This is a genomic window from Providencia alcalifaciens (assembly GCF_020271745.1).
GTDB lineage: Bacteria > Pseudomonadota > Gammaproteobacteria > Enterobacterales > Enterobacteriaceae > Providencia > Providencia alcalifaciens_B.
In genome coordinates, this window is sequence record NZ_CP084296.1 from 23,300 (window position 1) to 39,076 (window position 15,777).

The following is a 15,777-nucleotide window of genomic DNA, read 5'->3' on the forward strand; positions in this document are numbered from 1 at the left end:
GACGTGCAATGAGGAATTTTTTATGAATAAAATCCATTTATTGGTTACAGCGAGTATGTTGACATTGAGTACGTTCGCAATGGCGGAAGAACAACGTTATGCGAGTATCACACATACGAGCTCAAATTTTATCAATCAAGGTTACTGTGGTTACTCATTTACTCTCGATAATGGCGGTAGTCATATGGTTTTAGACCATTCAGAATTTGATGCGCTTGAACTAACGTTACGAATGAAAGATAGGCAAGGAAAAATATTAGGAGATACGATACTGGAAGTGGAACCTTTTGGCGATTCTAGCGCAACGCGTGCCACCTTCACAGGATTGGAAATTCCGTGTGAGGATATCGCTGAGTTTGAAGTGGTTAAAGCGATGGAAAATCAGAACGGGCGTAAGGTTGAATTGCCGTTATCCATCTTTGAGGCCAATAATCCAGAGCTAGCGAAGATGTCGGTAGCAGGTAAAAAATAGTTTTTTACCTATCCCCCAAAGAAACGAGTGGCAGATAGAATGATCTGCCATTTTTGTTTTTTTGATTTGTCAGCTTTGAGCGAGATGCCGGCCTTATCATGTTTATCTATCGTGACGAGGTCTACAACGAGAACAGTGAGCACAAAGGGGGGGACAGAAGTCATTCTGGGTAAGCAGCGAAATGGACCTATCGGATCGGTGCGCCAGCCCTTCAATGGTCAGTGGTTACGATTTGATAACTACAGTGGACCTCAATTCGAAGAATATTAACCCTGAAAGCCAGGTTGCCCAGGCTTACTCAATTTCCTCTCTCAGATTGCTCTCATTACTTACTATATATCCCATCTAAAAACTTAAATATAATGGCATTTCAATCTTGAAATGCCATTATAATGTTTTCACTATTTTCAGAATTAATAAAGGAATGTCATGAAAGAGGATATTTTTTTTGAGCGTTGTGGCAATGGGCAAGGGGATACCTTGAATATTTTTATTCATGGTTACTCTGCCGCTTCAACTGAAAGTGATAGAGATAAGCTAAAAAACCATGTAGCTAAAGTAAATGCAAGTGATTCTAATATCTTCGCATTTTGGCCTAGCGGTTCGATGTTGAATAATTTCTCTGGCGCAGACCTTTTAGGGGTCGCCTTAAAACCAAACCCCTATCTTTTTGCCGTGAATGCCATATCATCTCAAATTGGTGGATTTAAAGCAGTCGAACAAAGTATCAGTAACTTGAAATATAAATTTTACGTTTTATTGGTTCGTTTTTTAAAAATAAATAGCAAGAAATATGAGGCTATAAATATATATTCTCATTCTCTTGGTGCTAGATTAATCATTGAATCTATTTTAGCAATGAGTGATGAATTTAAAAGTATAAATATAAATAATTTAATACTCATGGCAGGTGCAAGAAATCTAAGTAATGTTGAATGTAAAAAATTACTAACCGTGATATCTGGGAATATATACAACATTCACTCAGATGCCGATCTTGTTTTAAAAATCAAGCCTGACTTTGAAAAATGCATAGGTGCGCATCCGATTGTGATTGATGAGGAACTAAAAGGAAGAATTATGAACAGACCGTTTCACTCGCTAGGTCATCTTGATTATTGGGATAATGTTCATAAAATAATTAATCATTTGGATTTTAATAACAACTCAAGAAAAGAAGTCATGGTTGTCAGTAATAATAAACCCATGGAGTTCTGCTTGAAAGATGAATCTCTCTATAACGTAATATATTACTCATCAAACAAGGAAAGAGAGGTAATAGCTAAATTATTAAATAAAAGAAATAGTGCCTTTTCGGATAAAGAGCTTGAAACCCAGGCTTTAACAAATGAAATACAGTTGATGGGCGGGGATTCCATCGTAAACAAACTAAGAGGGAATGGTGTTAAATACAATGAAATATTGCGAGACATTTCCGATGAAATTGGAATAAAAAATATAAAAGAGAAAGCAGATTTCGAAATAGAAAGTATGATACTTGATGTAATGATGAATGATTTCAAAAAGGAAATATTAACAAACGGCATTAATAAGGATAAGTGTGAGGCAATAGTTAATGCTATTGATACTTATTTGATTGATAGTGACAATGATTTTATCGATGTGAACGTTTTCAATGATATTTATGATGTAACAGGTGGTTTTAGAACTATCCATTTTACTGGGCCTGCAACCCAGGTGTTGATTCCAATAGTTATTTTAATAAAGATCCTCAGAGGTCGCATTATTAAAAATAATGACTCTTTGATTAATTTTGTAGGATAATTTACTGAGCTATTTGAAGTGTAACAACTTCTGACCAGTCAAGCTCATAAGAAAATCACCTGTAAATAAGGTCTGCTAAGCATAATACGTGCATAAAGGGGGGCTTCCCCCCCCAGAGCAAGCCACATAACAAGCATGAAGAACTGTGCAAGTGACCTTCAATGGTTACAGTTTATCTATTATTCTGTACCACAATACAACTAATACTAAAATCCAGCCGCCAGAGAAACTTCCCAACAGCAGCCTAAATATTACTGATTGCTATTTCTAGCAAGTGTGCCGCAGATGAAGGTACTGGGCTATGAATGAGTTTTTTAGCAAACGCCAATTCATTTAATGTTTTCTTTGATCCCGTCACGAGAGATATTTCATTTATCATGCTCAATATTTCCGGTAAAAACAGCCTATCTATAAATTGAATTGGAATAATATTCTTTGCTGAGACTGTAATTTTAACTGACCAATAGCCCAGTATCCTGCAAAATCATTGTTACGACTGACAAAGCTTCCATTAATAGTATTAGCTATGCCACGAGGTTCAATTCTACGCGCCATGATATCCCCTCATTGTCTACAAAAAATTATTTTTGAGTTTATTCTTACCCGTTACTTCCGCTTTTGACACAGGGCTGATAATCAGCCCTGATAGATTTATACTTCAATTGACTCAGATATCTCCAATGCATCATCGACTTCAATGCCAAGGTAACGAACCATGCTTTCCAGTTTTTTATGTCCAAGTAATAGCTGAATTACACGAAGGTTCTTTGTTTTCTGGTAGCTCAGATACGGCTTGGTTCTGTGCATTGAATGCGTGCTGTATAACGAATTATCAAGGCCTAGCTTTTCAATCCAACCATGAAAAATACGGTTGTATTGTCTGGTAGAGATATGTTGAGCAGCTCCGACTCGGGATTGGAAAATATAATCAGTACTACGCAAGTGAGCCATTTTTATCCATGCAGCTATTGCATCTCTAGTTTCTTTAGTCAGCTCAAATTGGACAGGAATACCAGTCTTTTGTTGCAAGGCTGTTGCTCTGCTGGAGACTAAACTACCATATGCAACATCTGATACCTTCAACTTAACAAGATCACAGCCCCGAAGCTTACTATCCAAGGCTAAATTGAACAAAACTAAGTCGCGAATTTTCCCTTCCAACTCGAGTCTAATACGGATCCCCAGATGTGAGATATTTTAAGCGGTCGTTTTGCCCAATGATACGATCTTTATTCCACGGTGACTTAGACATAATTAAATCTCCTATGATGTAGAGATTTAATTATGGATGTTATCCCGAAAGAGCGAGAAGCAGTTATCTAAGTATTAAGTCAAAGTACAACATCTTGAGAATATTAATTTAACTGATATAACGTGATTACCGACCCGAAAGTCGGTAATTGTTAACATTGATAAATTTTTACCATGCGTAAGCTTCAGGTGCTTCCCCACCGAGACCGGGCCAGATGGTATCGAGAGCCTTGAGTGTTTCAGGCGATAACGTTATAGATAATGCTGAGAGATTCTGACGAAGCTGTTCAACGGTGCGTGGTCCGCTGAGGACGCTTGTTACCACTGGATTTTGTAATAGCCAAGCTAGCGCGATGTTTGACGGTGCTTCTCCTAGCTCATCACACAGTGTTTCCCACGCTTCCAGTTGTGGCCGTAAGCGATTGATTTGTGCTTGCAGCTGCGGTGTTGCTCGGCGGCCGCTGGCTATTTTCTTTAGCACACCGCCCAGAATTCCCATCCCTATCGGGCTCCAAGGGATCAACCCAATGTCGTAATGACGCAGCGCTGGAATGACTTCAAGCTCAACAGTACGCTGGGTCAGGTTGTAGAGACTCTGTTCAGATGCCAGTCCCAACAAGTTGCGTGCGTCAGCCTTACATTGTGCAGTAGCAATATCCCACCCAGCAAAGTTGCTGCTGCCGACATAGCTAATTTTACCCTCTCGGATCAACTGTTCCATGGCCTGCCAGATTTCTTCCCAAGGAGTGTTCCGGTCAATATGGTGCATTTGATAGAGATCGATATGATCGGTTTTCAGCCTCTTCAAACTAGCCTCACAGGCCCGGCGGATATGGTAAGCGGACAGATATTTGTCGTTTGGCCCCGTATCCATAGGTTGGTAAACCTTGGTGGCTAACACGATTCGATCTCGCTGGCCACTGCGCGCGAGCCAGTTACCGATGATTTCTTCAGATACCCCATAACCCTTTGCCATATCAGGTGACTGAGGGCCACCATAGACGTCAGCGGTATCGAAAAAGTTGATGCCTGCATCCACGGCTTCATCCATGATCCTGAAGCTAGTCGACTCATCCGTCAACTCACCGAAATTCATAGTACCAAGGCCGATGCGGCTCACTCGCAGGCCAGTACGACCTAGATGCTTATAGTTCATGGCAGATCCTCTTTAATTGAGTATGTTATTGCATTTTTTTATGAAGCAAATTGGTCAGTTTGCCAAAAGGGATCGCGTCAGTACGATCATACAAATCGAATTGACGGCCACGTGCATTTGAAACTACCTTTTAATTTCCTGCGTCACCTTATGGCTTTTATAAACATTATCGGCTCCACAAGCCAGACCTGCCGTAGAGGCCGAAAATGCACCGAGCAATAGCCCCAAAGCAAACGTCATTGATTTATGATGCTTTCCTTATCATTAAGCCAAGGTGGCATTATCAATGACAAATCGGTAATGAACATCCCCTCTGAGCATGCGTTCATAGGCATCATTAATTTGATCGGCGCGAATAAGCTCAATATCGGCAACAATGCCGTGTTTAGCACAGAAATCGAGCATCTCCTGAGTTTCAGGAATGCCACCAATCATCGACCCTGCAATAGAACGACGCTTCATGATGAGATTAAATACTTCCGGTGAGTCATGCGGTGTTGCTGGTGCACCCACTAAAGTCATCGTTCCGTCGCGTTTCAGTAGCGCAGTAAATATGTTCAGGTTATGCGGAGCAGCGACAGTATTCAGGATAAAATCAAAGCTCTTTGTATGGGCTTCCATTTCTTCTGCTTGGCGGGAGACAACCACCTCATCTGCACCGAGCGCTTTAGCTGCATCACGTTTGGACTCGGACGTGGTGAAAGCCACTACATGTGCGCCCATTGCGTGTGCCAGTTTGATCCCCATATGTCCCAGCCCTCCAATACCCACAACGCCAATCTTTTTACCAGGCCCCGCCTGCCAGTGACGCAGAGGTGAGTAAGTCGTAATTCCAGCGCACAGTAGCGGTGCAACGGCAGCTAGTTGTGATTCTGGATGAGTGACTCGCAGAACATAGCGCTCGTGCACCACTATTTGTTGTGAATATCCCCCCAACGTATGACCTGGTGAATCAGACGTTGGAAAGTTGTATGTTCCCGTCATATGGTCACAGTAGTTCTCCAGTCCGTCATCACAATCACCACATTGTCGACAGCTGTCGACAATACAGCCGACCCCGACAAGCTCCCCTGTACGAAAGCGGGAAACGTGATCGCCAACCGCCACTACGCGGCCGACAATTTCATGTCCTGGTACACAGGGGTAAAGTGTTCCTTCCCATTCAGCACGTACCTGATGAATATCCGAGTGACAGACGCCACAAAATGCGATCTCAATCTGAACGTCATGAGTACCTAGAGTGCGACGGACAATCTCCATCGATTCCAGCGGTAATGTGCTTGAATGAGCGCCATAAGCTTTAACTGCCATAGCATAACTCCTGTTTTTATGAATAGGTTTTGGTAAACGTATCTGCACGTGAGGTTAAAAAAATAAAAACAGCCGCAATAATCAGCATTCCAGCGCTGGCCAGAAAAGTGCTCTGGTAACCATGATGATCGAAAAGTAGGCCACCAACTGTTGAGCCAAATGCAATGGACAACTGGATCATCGCTACCATTAAGCCACCACCTGCTTCGGCATTTTGAGGAAAGGTGCGAGGAACCCAAGCCCACCATCCTACTGGCGCACCAGTAGAAATCAGTCCCCATAAACCAAGCAACGCAATCACAATAGCGACTTGGCTACCAAAGATAATCAATGCTAGTGCAGTGATAGCCATAGCTACAGGAATAGCCATTAAGGTCAGGTAGAATCTACGTTTCAGCACCTTATTAATAAGTGTGGTACCAATAAATCCCGTAATACCGATAACCAACAGCGTGAGAGTTACCGTTGATGAATCCACCTTTGTCACCATTTCGAGAAACGGTCGGATATAAGTAAATAAGGTAAATTGCCCCATAAAAAAGATGCCGACACCCAGCATGCCCAGTGTTACCACTCGGCGGCGAAATAGTGTGAAGACATTACCAACCTCGCGACGCTGCCGAATAACTGGCATGGAGGGTAGACTGAACAGTTGCCAACCAAATGCGACAATAGCGACAGGTATGAGACAAAAAAAGGCACCTCTCCAACCGATCACCGAACCGAGCCAACTACCTAAAGGGGCGGCAATGACTGTCGCCAATGCGTTGCCACTGTTAAAAATGGTAAGTGCCAACGGGATCCGGTGTACTGGCACTAAACGCATTGCCGTTGCCGCTGACATTGACCAAAAACCGCCAACCACAATACCTATCAGTGCGCGTCCTACCATATAGATGAAATAATTGGGAGCCATTGCAATGATTGCACCGGAAACCGCCATAATGCAGGTCAGGCCGAGCAGCAGGATTTTTCGGTTAAGCGAGCCAGCCAGTACGGAAATAAACAAACTGGTTACCACCGCAAATGCACCAGAAATGGCAATCCCCTGACCCGCCATGCCTTCGGTAACATCCAGTGACTGCGCCATCGGCGTCAGGAGGCTAACTGGCATAAATTCGGAGGCGATCAACACGAAGACGCACAACGTCATGGCAAAGACTCCACTCCAGTATGCAGGTGGGGTATTACTTTCGGTGACATTGTTTTTATACTCACCTTTTTGATTATTCATTGATGAATTTTCCGTGGTTAACCAGAGCTCTTTCTCAGTGTCTTTAGCATTAAATATGCGCTGAAGCGGCATGAGAAAGAGAGGTTGATAAAGATGTAAATGCAGTTCAAAAGCTACAGCTAATCTACAGCCCTAATATGTACTGTGAGTGGTCCGTGACGTTCGAGGAATGTGAGTCCAGAATCAATTTTACCTACTGGGATCAGTGAATTGGAGTAAGGTCTGCCCTGGATAAAAATAGCTAAATTACCCCAAGGGGCATAGAAGGTAATGTCCCCTGATTTCGGGATCATGCCGTCTGGAGCGTGTTCCATAGAAAGCATCCGTGGAAGTTCGCTAATGCGTTCAATTTCGGCATATTCTTCGAGTGTCAGATTAAGGGGGAGCATTGACGCAAAATCTCGTCCTGTAGGCGTATCAAAAAGGGTAGCATTGGTAATTTCCCCGTCTATAATGATCTGAATTTTCATAAATGATACTTGTTTCCCCCCTTTATCATTTTCATCCGCGATAACAAGCTGTGTAAAAAATTGCAGACTGATAAATAAGATCATCATTAGTGATGTTTTACAGTGCGGGCTTGACATAAAAGTTAAATTTAATGTTGTCTTTTTCATGTCATTATTGTTACAAATGTGCGGTAGCTTAACTAGCTAATGAATACTTAATGGCCTTATAAGCCTGACTTATAAATAGGCAGGTACACAGATGATCAAACGCAACCTCAGTGATTTACTTTCTTTTGTCATAGTGGCACGAGAGGGGAGCTTTACTCGCGCAGCAGCTCAGCTTGGCGTAACTCAGCCAGCACTGAGCCAAACGATTTCTGGGCTCGAAGAGCGTATGAAAATTCGTTTGCTAACGCGGACGACTCGCAGTGTTTCACCCACTGTGGCAGGTGAACGACTTTTGCATACTGTAGGGCATCTTATTGATGAAATAGAGTTTGAACTGGACATGCTAACTGCGCTAAGGGATAAACCAGCTGGGGTAGTCAGGATCACGTGCAGCCCCAATGTTCTAAAAACAACACTTCTGCCTAAATTGACGCCGTTATTGCGAGAATATCCGGATATCCATATTGAGTTCGACGCCAATCATGGGTTTCGTGACATCGTGGCGGACCGCTTTGATGCTGGTGTGCGGCTCGGAGATACTATCGATAAGGATATGATAGCGGTGCCTATCGGCCCTAAAATGCGTATGGCTGCAATGGCTTCTCCTGAATATTTCGCGCATCATCCAGCCCCTCAAACACCACGTGATCTTACTCAACATATCTGTATCAATGAGCGAATGGTACGTTCTGGAAAAATATATGCTTGGGAATTTGAACAGGCTAGCGGTAAATTCAGGGTCCGAGTTCAAGGTCAATTAACGTTTAATACATCCGAGCATGTTGTTGATGCGGCACTCTCTGGGCTCGGGATTGCTTTTTTGCCTGAAGAAGAATTTGGCACACATATGCAAGAAGGCAAGCTGATTCGCGTACTGGAGGAATGGTGCCTGCCATTCCCTGGTTACTATCTTTATTATCCCAGTCGTAAGCAACCTTCTCCGGCCTTTTCGCTTGTTGTTGATGCATTGCGCTTTAACCAGAAAATTAGCGATTAATTATTAGATAAATATTTCTGAATAGATATAAATGTCCGCTCTTGGCACTAAACAGCCCACATGTAAAATTCAAAGGGCTGTTTTGAGCGAACAGCGGACATTCCATTCACAACATGACGCATATCAACGTACAGAAGGATGCCCTGATAAAACTTCATGATTAAAGAATTAAAAAAAGCTTTCAAGAAACATCATGGACAGGGCTTGCTGCTGCACTGGGACATCATCAAATGGGAGCCGTTCTGATAGCCATAACACGGATCAGAATGGGTCTAAAAGCTCGCTTGCGGCTTTCCAGCCAACCCGAAGTACCGGAGCATTATAAGATGAAGGGATTGCAGATTCAGTTCGCTCAACAATGAGCCCACCTAAATTGATATAAAAGGATGCTGCTCTCTGATTATCCTCAAATACCCACAAATAAACCGGTGATTTATCATCTCTGGCTGCTATCCATGCAGCTGCATGTCGGAGTAGTTTTTTTCCAGCACCTTTCCCACGCAGTGCTGAACCAACATGCAGGCTGTCAATGTATGTTCCCCAGTCGGGGTCATGATGCAGCTTTACGCATATAAATCCTGAAACCACATCCTCTTTTTCTGCTACGAATACGGCATAGTTATCCGTTTTACTTTTGAAAAAGGAACGCCACTGAGAATGAAGTTCTTCATAGGCGTGGTTGTGGAGAAAATCTGAAGACATGATCCTGCTATACGTATCCCGCCATCCAGCTAAGTGCAGGTTTACAATCGCATCAATGTCTCCGTCACAACCTTTTCGTATCTGAACCATTTTATTCCATTCCTTAAATCTGTATCAAACTTACAACTCATGCAGCTACGGATGAGACATGTGCGGTCAAGACAGCTTCAACCTTCAGCATTTCACGCTGATTCAACAGATACAGCCAGCTTGCGTAAAAGATTATCCAACTGTTCGATTTCAGCCGACGTTAAACCTGCCATCAGTGTTCTTTGTGTATCGAGATGATCGACTATAAGTGTCTCAATAACATCAAAACCGTTATCGGTGAGCTGCACTATGGTTTTTCTTGCATCTTCCGGAGCCGCTACCCGTTCAACTAGGCCAGCCTTAACAAGCTGATCAATGCGATTTGTCATTGTTCCTGCCGTAATCATCATTGAATTAAGGAGGTCACCTGCTGAAAGAGCATAGGGCTTTCCTGAGCGACGCAAAGCAGAAAGAACGTCGAAGCCTGCAATATTAATTCCATATTTCATGGAATTACGCTCCTCTCTGGTCAAAATGGCTTTGCTAATTCGCGTTAGTCTCGCCAGTGGTCCTGTGGTGAGGGTGTCCAGTTCCGGGCGGGCGTCATTCCACTGTTTAATAATTCTGTCAACCTGATCCATAAAAATGCCTATCGCTAAGATTGTTTGACGTCGAAATAAAAATACTACATTATTTCGACATCAAAATAAATCGGTATTGTTCAATCATTATGTCTAAAGCCAAAGATATCATCTTAACTACGCTGGCTCCTATTATCTGGGGGACTACGTTTATTGTCACCGAAAAACTACTGCCTCATGGCTACCCGGTCACCACATCGGTGTTGCGAGCTTTGCCAGCAGGCCTACTGCTGATTGCGCTAACCCGCAGTATTCCTTACGGAATCTGGCTATGGCGTTCTTTCGTTCTGGGTGCCTTCAACTTTGCCATATTTTTGGTATTGCTTTTCAACACAGCCTACAGACTGCCAGGAGGCATAGCTTCCACTATCGGAGCAATATATCCGCTGGTAACCGTTGTTCTGGCATGGCTTATGCTGGGGCAACGCTTATCCCTTCGGAATATTCTGTCGGGGATCGCCGGCCTGACCGGCGTGGCCCTGATGGCTCTCAACAATACCGGTGCGCTCGATCCGGTGGGTGTTACTACTGCAGTTGCCAGCGCCGTTTCCCTTTCATTTGGCTTGGTATTGACAAAAAAATGGCATCCTCCTGTTTCCGCACTTGCCTTTACTGGCTGGCAGATGACTGCTGGCGGGATACTCCTGCTTCCTGTGGCACTGTGGTACGAGCCCGCCCTTCCAGCACTGAACCTGAAAAACATTACTGGCTTTTTATATCTGGGCCTGATCGGCGGTGCCGTCTCTTATTTTTTATGGTTCAGGGGGATTGCCCAACTGGGACCATTCATCGCTTCATCAATCGGTCTGGTGAGCACTCTAACTGCCCTCATTATCGGCGTGTTCTTTGCCGGTGAAACGTTGACCCTCCCGCAGATGGCTGGAATTGCACTGGTGATAGCCAGTGTGTGGGTGGCATCCGTTGCAAAAAAGTAATTCATCATCATTTCTATTAAGGAGAAATCAATGAAAAAGCTAATCACCAGTTCGCTGCTAGCTTCTGTAGTGACAGTTACTTCCGGTGCGGCTTCTGCACAGGAATATGTTTCTATCCGTTATCCTGACGGACGGCCAGACGTTGTCGGAATTGATAAAACCAATGAAATTCTGCATACCATCGGCGTTCATATTTCTACAGTGGATATCCCTGTAGCAGCCATACCTCTGTTAAAAAAATCCGAAACTGAACCCCTGAATGATGCCGACAAAAAAACGTTGATCAGTCAGTTCAGCATGACGCGTGAACAGTTACTCGATCAGATTAAACTGGCTGGGCGCGAGCCATCTGTACCAGACGGCGGTGTCATGTCCCGTGATGTGGATGGAGAAATCTATCCCAATATTAATGACATGAAATCAGCCGATGCTGAGGCTCGTAAATTTATTCTTGATAAATACGGCAGGCTGCACGTTAATTCGTCTGAAGATGGCGTTGCAATTGATGAAGTTATGACAGTGTTATCGGGTGGCCCTTTCCGCTGGGGCTTCACGCTTAAAGACGGCACGGTGATTCGCTTCCAGGTAAATACAATCAATATTCATGATAAAGCTGTGCGAGTCAGCTACTCAGGAATGGGCATGCACGCGGGGATCATAGACGCCAGTAATGGTCTGATGCTCGCTTACGCACATGGCCCTAAAGAGTTTGTCATGCGTTACAAAGGAGATGTTCCATATGCCAATCTGCTGGGAACTAACCCGTGGATCGATTACACCGGCACGATGCCAAAAGTGCTCGACAGCGTTAAACAATAACAGCTGAGTCAAGCGGGAGGTTGCCCCTTATGGAACGACTTCCCTTTTTTGAGATGCTCAGTGTTTACTCGCTATCAAGATCTCATGAAGCCTTAATTTGCACTTGTGTTCAGGGATACACATCCAAATTTACCGGTCCAACAAAAGGCACTACTCGACGAGATGTGTTAGTGACTCGTAATCCGATGTAAGGTGTACCCGCAATAAAATCAATCATGTTTATGTCAACAATACTCAAGAAGCGACACAGATCTCGCACTCGCGCTGGCACTTGCGATGCTTTTATTTCCCTGCCCTGTTCGATTCTCAAGAGTGTAAATCTTGCACCTTCGCCATAACCGACAACCGTTCCTTTTACTTGGTATTACAAAAGCAGGACTCAATCGCTTGGGCCATTGAGTCCTGTTCTTGGGGGGACCAACAAAGCTTAGAGGTATTAATAAATAGTTGTGCTATCACATCCCCTCATTAATGCGTGTTAGTTCACTAAATTAGAGTAATCTACGATAGTTAAGTTATTACCAATCATCCCAACTGATATTTCTTAAAGTTCTCGGCTTGTTCCAGCACACTTTTATACACTTCATCATTGGCCACTGGCGGGAAACCATAACGGTGTAACAATAAAATCAGGTCGACTTTCAGCTTCGCTTTAATATCGTCCCGGTTGCTCCAATCAGGGTATTGTGTGCTGTCATCGACAATTAGCTTCATGTCCTTAGCCAGTGCCAGCATTTTGTCATCATCATAAGTGAAATCGTATTTCTGGCACATATGCTGCAAAATATCGAGGAAGGCTTTCTCTTCCATATCGATACCAATATCTTTAAACGACATCATTTCAGTTTTGATGTTGTAAATCATATCCGCCATTTGTGCAGTGAAATCGTCGAACTCTTCACCATTGAGAACATCATTTTCTTTGCGTTGGTTATATTGCTCGACTAAGGCTTGAAAGCGCTTGGAGAAATTAATCCCTTGCAGCTGATTGACCTTTTGAAAATCACTAATCGCTTTTTGTAGCATCTTTTGCAGCAGTTGCATTTTAGTGTTCGGCAATTTGATTTTATTGATACGCGCCATGTATTCATCGTCAAAAATATCGATAGTCTCCGCTTTATCATCCCCTAAGGTGAAGATCTCTTCGACCCCTTCGGCTTTGAGGGCTTCGGCTATCATTTCGCGCACTTTTTGGTTCATCTGCGCCGTATCGGGTGCATCGCCTTTTGTTAACTTGTAGACAATGGAACGTACCGCCAAATAAAAATGGATATGTTCACGTTCATCTTGGGTGATATCTTCACTGCCTACACACACATCATAAGCGGCTTTCAACCGCTTCACTAAGCCCATAAAGCGCAGTTCAACTTTCTTAGTTTGCAAGATAAACTCAGCGGCTCTATTGAGGCAGTCTAATTGCCGTGTTGGCGAACCTGAAAAGTAATCGCGGCTATCAAATTTATGGAATACCTGTGAAAGCAGATTGAGGTGATTACGCACCTCAATGATGGATTGCTGAACATCTTCAAAGTTAGACTTATCGGCTTTTGAGTACATTGCTAGCGCCATATTCATGCGGCTTTTTATGCCGATATAGTCAACAACTAATCCTTTTTCTTTCCCTTCGAAACGGCGATTCACGCGGGATATGGTTTGAATAAGGTTATGTTTTTGCAACGGCTTATCAATGTAAATAGTATCCAACTCTGGTACGTCAAAGCCCGTCAGCCACATATCCACCACAATGGCGATTTTGAAGTTGGATTTCGGGTTCTTAAATTGCTTATCTAACTCTCTGCGGTAATCTTTCGTTCCCAGTAAGTTGTACATCGCCTCATGGTCATCTTTCCCACGGGTCATCACCATGTTGACCATCGGCAAACGCATCAATTCACTTTTCTCTTGCTCAGTCAGTTCCGCGCCGTCGATTGCCTGTTTCGCATCAAACCAATCAGGCTGTTGTAATTTCAGGCTCTGATAAAACGCATAGGCAATTTCACGGCTGGCGCAAACCACCATCGCTTTGCCTTTAATCGTCGAGCCTTCTTCCACGCGCTTTTCATAATGCTGCGCAAAATCCTTCGCTAGCGCATCAATACGGTCAGGATCTCCCAAGATGGAGTTCATGTTCGCCGTCGCTTTTTTGCTTTCTTCTATCTGATATTCGCTGGTGCCTTGGGCTTCACACTCTTGATAATAGCGTTCAATCTCTTCTAACTTGCTGTTATCAAGGGCGATTTTAGCCGCACGCCCTTCGTATACAATGCGTACGGTGATTTCATCATTCACCGATTCGGTCATGGTGTAGCTATCGATGGTTTCACCGAAGACATCTAAGGTGGCGTCGATAGGCGTACCCGTAAAGCCGACGTAAGTGGCATTCGGCAGTGAATCATGCAGATATTTGGCAAAACCGTAGGTCTTTTTAACCGTGCCGTCTTCTTGGTTGATAGTGATTTTTTGGTCGAGGTTGATTTGGCTACGGTGAGCTTCATCAGAAATACAGATAATATTACTGCGCTCAGAAAGTAGTTGAATATCTTCAGTAAATTTATGAATGGTGGTGAGGAACACCCCGCCACTGGCACGCCCTGCAAGCTTATCACGTAAATCTTGGCGGCTGGTAACTGGCACAATAATTTCATCGCCAATAAAGGCTTTTGCATTGCAAAACTGTTTTGCCAGTTGTTCATCAAGGTCGGTACGGTCGGTAATTAAAATAATGGTCGGGCTGGCAAAATCGACGCTTTTCATTAATAAGCGTGCTAAAAACTGCATGGTGTAGCTTTTACCGCAGCCTGTCGCGCCAAAGTAAGTGCCCCCTTTACCACTGCCGCCGATATTTTCACCCTCTGCGTTAATCTGTTTACGCTGTTTTTCGATGTTGTAATACAGCTTACGCGCCGCATAATACTGTGGGTAACGGCAGCACACTTTCACTTCATACTTGCTGGTATCAGGAAAGAAAATAAAGTTTTTCAGCACGTCCAATAAACGCACTGGATGGAATAACCCGCCAATCAAGGTATAAAGGCCATTGATACCTTGTTTTTCTGTTGATTCGTTACCGTTGACCTTGCGCCATGCATAATAGAATTCATAAGGGGCAAATAGGTTGCCCATTTTGTTATTCACGCCATCACTAAGAATACACAGGGCGTTATAAACAAACAGCTTAGGAATATCGCGACGATAACGGACACAAAGCTGTGTCCATGCATCAAATAAACTCGCCTCTTCCCCACGCACCGCCGATTTAAATTCGAATACCACCAGCGGTAAGCCATTGACGTATAAAATGGCATCAGGAATGCGCAGTTGTACCCCGCCATCACGAGCTTGCCCTTCTATTTCTAGCTGGTTAACTAGCCGATAGCGATTATTATCTGCTTCCGCTGCGATGTCTTCCCCTGCAAATAACCTCGCCAACTGGTCAGGCAAAGTTTGGCTATCAATCAGTTCGATATACAGGTCTTTTTGGTTGCGGTCTTCGCGCTTGAGTAAAAAGCCATTACTGAGCCAATGGCAGAAAGTTTTGTTGCTTTGATACAAATCACTGGCAGGCAAGGCCTGTAGCTGATGGAGGATAGAATTAATTTCACCATCGGTAATGCCATCCGCCTGATATTGCCTTGCAAGGTACTGACGTAAGTCATCCACTATCAGCACTTCACTGTTGTCTTTGCGCGGGATAGTGTTGCCGACATAATGCGGGTAGCAGGTTTTCCCTGCATTGTTTGCATGTTGTCCTAGCAGTTCAATTATCGCCTGTTCCAGTTTGGCTTCAGTAAAAATATGGCTCATATCAGTGGCTTCTTTTTCGTTTT

General features: G+C 43.7%; 14 protein-coding genes and 2 pseudogenes. 6 read left to right on the top strand and 10 right to left on the bottom strand.

Translation table 11 applies throughout. The annotated features are described in order from the left end of the window. Positions 1 to 22 precede the first annotated feature (22 nt). The 3 genes and pseudogenes from LDO51_RS00115 (at position 23) to LDO51_RS00125 (ending at position 2,257) form a co-directional block, all read left to right on the top strand. The gene (locus tag LDO51_RS00115) at positions 23 to 472 is read left to right on the top strand and encodes an IrmA family protein (RefSeq protein WP_225575886.1); all 450 of its coding nucleotides are present in this window, start codon (positions 23 to 25) and stop codon (positions 470 to 472) included. A gap of 71 nt (positions 473 to 543) precedes the next feature. Continuing rightward, positions 544 to 742: pseudogene (locus LDO51_RS00120) on the top strand (DnaB-like helicase C-terminal domain-containing protein); the annotation flags it as partial. Positions 743 to 901: 159 nt separating this feature from the next. Next, the gene (locus LDO51_RS00125) at positions 902 to 2,257 is read left to right on the top strand and encodes a DUF726 domain-containing protein (protein ID WP_225575887.1); all 1,356 of its coding nucleotides are present in this window, start codon (positions 902 to 904) and stop codon (positions 2,255 to 2,257) included. Between the two features lie 408 nt (positions 2,258 to 2,665). Here the strand turns inward: LDO51_RS00125 and LDO51_RS00130 are convergent, their stop codons facing one another. The 6 genes and pseudogenes from LDO51_RS00130 to LDO51_RS00155 form a co-directional block, all read right to left on the bottom strand. Further along, a complete protein-coding gene (locus tag LDO51_RS00130; RefSeq protein WP_225575888.1) occupies positions 2,666 to 2,812 on the bottom strand; it encodes a hypothetical protein in 147 nt (48 codons plus the stop codon). Positions 2,813 to 2,908: 96 nt separating this feature from the next. Further along, positions 2,909 to 3,509: pseudogene (locus LDO51_RS00135) on the bottom strand (tyrosine-type recombinase/integrase). Positions 3,510 to 3,677: 168 nt separating this feature from the next. Continuing rightward, a complete protein-coding gene (locus LDO51_RS00140) occupies positions 3,678 to 4,664 on the bottom strand; it encodes an aldo/keto reductase (protein WP_225575889.1) in 987 nt (328 codons plus the stop codon). Positions 4,665 to 4,928: 264 nt separating this feature from the next. After that, on the bottom strand, positions 4,929 to 5,975 hold the full coding sequence (locus LDO51_RS00145; protein WP_225575890.1) for an NAD(P)-dependent alcohol dehydrogenase: 1,047 nt from the start codon (positions 5,973 to 5,975) through the stop codon (positions 4,929 to 4,931). A gap of 16 nt (positions 5,976 to 5,991) precedes the next feature. Continuing rightward, entirely contained in the window at positions 5,992 to 7,209 is a 1,218-nt protein-coding gene (locus LDO51_RS00150; protein ID WP_225575891.1) for an MFS transporter, read from the bottom strand. 119 nt (positions 7,210 to 7,328) lie between these two features. Then, positions 7,329 to 7,826 carry a cyclophilin-like fold protein gene (locus LDO51_RS00155; RefSeq protein WP_225575895.1) on the bottom strand — a complete coding sequence of 166 codons (498 nt, stop codon included), beginning with the start codon at positions 7,824 to 7,826 and terminating at the stop codon, positions 7,329 to 7,331. A gap of 91 nt (positions 7,827 to 7,917) precedes the next feature. Here LDO51_RS00155 and LDO51_RS00160 point away from each other — a divergent pair, with 91 nt between their 5' ends. Continuing rightward, on the top strand, positions 7,918 to 8,823 hold the full coding sequence (locus LDO51_RS00160; protein ID WP_225575896.1) for a LysR family transcriptional regulator: 906 nt from the start codon (positions 7,918 to 7,920) through the stop codon (positions 8,821 to 8,823). A gap of 261 nt (positions 8,824 to 9,084) precedes the next feature. Here LDO51_RS00160 and LDO51_RS00165 read toward each other — a convergent pair whose 3' ends face one another. Both LDO51_RS00165 and LDO51_RS00170 read right to left on the bottom strand, forming a co-directional pair. Beyond that, on the bottom strand, positions 9,085 to 9,615 hold the full coding sequence (locus tag LDO51_RS00165; protein WP_225575897.1) for a GNAT family N-acetyltransferase: 531 nt from the start codon (positions 9,613 to 9,615) through the stop codon (positions 9,085 to 9,087). A 92-nt stretch (positions 9,616 to 9,707) separates the two neighbouring features. Continuing rightward, a complete protein-coding gene (locus LDO51_RS00170) occupies positions 9,708 to 10,196 on the bottom strand; it encodes a MarR family winged helix-turn-helix transcriptional regulator (RefSeq protein WP_225575898.1) in 489 nt (162 codons plus the stop codon). 89 nt (positions 10,197 to 10,285) lie between these two features. Between LDO51_RS00170 and LDO51_RS00175 the strand changes: the two genes are divergently transcribed. Continuing rightward, positions 10,286 to 11,131, top strand: a complete 846-nt coding sequence (locus tag LDO51_RS00175; protein ID WP_225575899.1) for an EamA family transporter — start codon at positions 10,286 to 10,288, stop codon at positions 11,129 to 11,131. A 30-nt stretch (positions 11,132 to 11,161) separates the two neighbouring features. After that, a complete protein-coding gene (locus LDO51_RS00180; protein WP_225575900.1) occupies positions 11,162 to 11,950 on the top strand; it encodes a hypothetical protein in 789 nt (262 codons plus the stop codon). A 109-nt stretch (positions 11,951 to 12,059) separates the two neighbouring features. Here the strand turns inward: LDO51_RS00180 and LDO51_RS00185 are convergent, their stop codons facing one another. Beyond that, a complete protein-coding gene (locus tag LDO51_RS00185) occupies positions 12,060 to 12,260 on the bottom strand; it encodes a hypothetical protein (protein WP_225575901.1) in 201 nt (66 codons plus the stop codon). 215 nt (positions 12,261 to 12,475) lie between these two features. Next, positions 12,476 to 15,754, bottom strand: coding sequence for a type I restriction endonuclease subunit R (locus tag LDO51_RS00190; RefSeq protein WP_225575902.1), 3,279 nt, complete (start codon positions 15,752 to 15,754; stop codon positions 12,476 to 12,478). Positions 15,755 to 15,777: the final 23 nt, after the last annotated feature.